At 73.2% G+C, this 3069-nt stretch carries 3 protein-coding genes; 2 read left to right on the forward strand and 1 reads right to left on the reverse strand.

The features are described 5' to 3' along the window. Positions 1–110: 110 nt before the first annotated feature. Complete coding sequence (locus AB0M20_RS34870) at positions 111–953, forward strand: sigma-70 family RNA polymerase sigma factor (protein ID WP_364304676.1); 843 nt, start codon at positions 111–113, stop codon at positions 951–953. Between the two features lies 1 nt (position 954). Here the strand turns inward: AB0M20_RS34870 and AB0M20_RS34875 are convergent, their stop codons facing one another. Then, a complete protein-coding gene (locus AB0M20_RS34875) occupies positions 955–2409 on the reverse strand; it encodes a PLP-dependent aminotransferase family protein (protein WP_364304678.1) in 1455 nt (484 codons plus the stop codon). Positions 2410–2468: 59 nt separating this feature from the next. On the opposite strand from AB0M20_RS34875, the gene AB0M20_RS34880 reads away from it, so the two are divergent. Then, positions 2469–3069: hypothetical protein (locus tag AB0M20_RS34880; RefSeq protein ID WP_364304680.1), on the forward strand; the 601-nt coding region annotated here is incomplete at its 3' end.

Consider the following 3069-nt stretch of genomic DNA (forward strand, 5'->3'; position numbering starts at 1 on the left):
CTAATTTTTGTAAACGTTTCTAGTCGGTCGTTTCGTGTCGACGTGGTGTTCAGTGTTGGCCGCCGCGGGAGGTCTGTCAGCTTGTCGGATGCCGACGAGGGAGTGACGAGATGACCGATCCGCTGGCCGAACGCTTCGAGGCCGACCGTGCCCACCTGCGGTCCGTGGCGCAACGCATCCTCGGCTCGCCCGACGAGGCCGAGGACGCCGTGCAGGAGACCTGGGTGCGCCTGAGCCGCACCGACACCTCGGACGTGGGCAACCTGACCGGCTGGCTCACCACCGTGGTGTCCCGGGTGTGCCTGGACATGTTGCGCGCCCGGGCATCCCGGCGCGAGGACCCGGCCGAGCTGCCGGAGGCCCCGGCCGGCGAGGGTGCCGACCCGGAACGCGAGGCCGTCCTGGCGGACGCGATCGGCCCGGCGTTGCTGCTGGTGCTGGACACGCTGTCGCCCACCGAGCGGCTGGCCTTCGTGCTGCACGACATGTTCGCGGTGCCGTTCCCGGAGATCGCCGAGATCGTCGGCAGCACACCGGCGGCCGCCCGGCAGCTCGCCAGCCGGGCCCGGCGACGGGTCCAGGGCGGCAGCGTCGACTCCGACGACGTGTCCCGCCGGCGCGAGATCGTCGAGGCGTTCCTGCTGGCGTCCCGCCAGGGCGATTTCGCGGCGTTGCTGTCGCTGCTCGACCCCGACGTGGAGTTGCGCGCCGACGAGGCCGGCGTGCGGATGGGGTCGGCGGCCGTGACCCGCGGCGCGGACGGGGTGGCGCGCACGTTCTCCGGTCGCGCCAAGGGTGCGGAGGCGGCCCTGATCGACGGCGACCCCGGCCTGGTGTGGATGGCCGGCCCGCGGCCGCGCGTGGTCTTCCGGTTCACCATCGACGACGGCAAGGTCATCGCGATCGACCTGGTCGCCGACCCGTCGACGCTGGAGGCTCTCGAGCTGGCGTGAGCTAGGCGATGACCGCGGGGATGCGCCAGGAAGGGCGGCTGGTGTGGTCGAGGTCGTGGCGCACCGACGCGATCCGGCGGACGGCCTCGACGAGGTCGTCCGGCGGCAGCGTGAACGGCAGGCGCACGAACCGTTCCAGCGTGCCGTCCAGGCCGAACCGCGGACCGGGCGCGAGCCGCACGCCCACCTCCTCGGCGGCGCGGGCGAGTGCGCTGGAGATCGGCCCGTCCAGCTCGGCCCACAGCATGACACCGCCGTGCGGCAGCTTGAACCGCCACTCCGGCAGCTGCTCGGCCAGCGTCGCCGCGAGCACGTCCCGCCGTGCGGCCAGCTCGGCGCGCCGCGATGCGACGATCTCCTCCGCTTTGTCCAGCAGGTGGACGGCGACCAGCTGGTCGAGCACCGGGCTGCCCATGTCGACACCGACGCGCAGGGCGGCCAGCCGCTGCACCAGCGGCGCCGACGCGCGCACCCAGCCGATCCGCAGGCCACCCCAGTACGCCTTGCTCATCCCGCCGATCGACACCACCCGCGAGTGCCGGTCGTAGACGGCCACCGGCGGCGGCATCGGGTCGCCGTCCAGTGAGAGGTCCACGAAGGACTCGTCGACCACGAGCTCGGTGCCGGTGGCGTGCGCAGCCGCGACCAGGCGTTCGCGCAGCCCGGCCGGCATCAGGTGGCCGGTCGGGTTCTGGAACTCCGGGATCATGTAGGCGAGCCGCGGCCGTCCCTGGCGCAGCGCCTCGAGCAGCAGCTCACCGTCCCACCCGGCGTCCGCGTCCAGGCCGTGCGTGCTGATCCGGGCGCGGCGGGCGGCGAGCGCGGCCAGCGCGTTCGGGTAGGTCGGCGACTCCACCAGCACGTTGGCGCCGGCCGGCACGGACAGCCGCAGCACCAGGTCGAGGGCCTGCTGGGTGCCGCTGGTGATCAGGATCTGCTCGGCCGACGTGCGCACCCCCCGCGCCGTGTAGGCCGCCGCGACCACGTCGCGCAACTCGCCCAGGCCGGTCGGCCGGTAGCCGGCGCCGTGCAGGTGCCGGGTCAGATCGTCGGCGGCCGCCCGGGCCGCCGGGACCAGCTCGATCGGCGCGGCCGACGCCGCGACGCCCATGTCGATCATGTCGAGGTCGTCGCCGGCGGTCCACAGGCCGGAGGCGGCGATGCGATGGCCGGTCGGGAGGGCGGTCCAGCTGCCGGCGCCGCGCCGGCTGATCAGGTGGCCGGTCTCGCGGAGCGTCCGGTACGCGGCCGTGACGGTGGTGCGGCTGATGCTCAGGGCCTCGGCCAGCTCCCGCTCGGCCGGCAGGCGGACCCCCAGCGCCAGCCGCGCGTCGGTGAGCAGGCCGCGGACCGCGCCGGCCAGGGCGGCGTAGTCGGGGCTACGATGCCGCCCCGGAAGCGAGTGCCACTGGCCGAGCAGTCGTGCCAATTGGCTTCCGCTTACGACGCCCGTCACAGCCACCCCTCGACTTTTGGCTCTTGGCAACTCGCCAATTGGCATCAAGAGTGGCACTCATGAGAGTCCCCAGCAAGCTCGCGCTGCGTACCCTGAATCTCTTCCTGGGGTTGATCCTCTACGGCGTGAGCCTGGGCATGATGGTGGAGTCGGCTCTCGGCCTGGCGCCGTGGAGCGTGCTCGACCAGGGCCTGTCGCGGACCTCGGGGCTCAGCATGGGCACGATCGTGATCCTCGGCGGCGCCGTGGTCCTGCTGCTCTGGATCCCGCTGCGGCAGCGGCCCGGCTTCGGCACGGTCGCGAACATCGTCGTGGTCGGTCTGGCGGTCGACGCGGCGCTGGCGGTGCTGCCGGCCACGTCGTGGATGCCGGCCCGGGTGGCTTACCTGCTCGGCGGCGTCCTGCTCAACGGCCTGGCTACGGGCCTGTACATCGGGGCCCGCATGGGTCCGGGCCCGCGCGACGGCCTGATGACCGGCCTGCACGCCCGCCTCCCCACGGTCTCGATCCGGTTGATCCGCACCGCGATCGAGGTGGTGGTCCTGGCCGCGGGCTTCCTGCTGGGCGGCACGGTCGGTGTCGGCACGCTGCTCTACGCCCTGTCGATCGGCCCCCTGGCCCAACTCTTCCTGGCGCAGTTCACGATCCGCCCGGCCCCGG

Source organism: Actinoplanes sp. NPDC051633 (genome assembly GCF_040681735.1).
Lineage (GTDB): Bacteria > Actinomycetota > Actinomycetes > Mycobacteriales > Micromonosporaceae > Actinoplanes.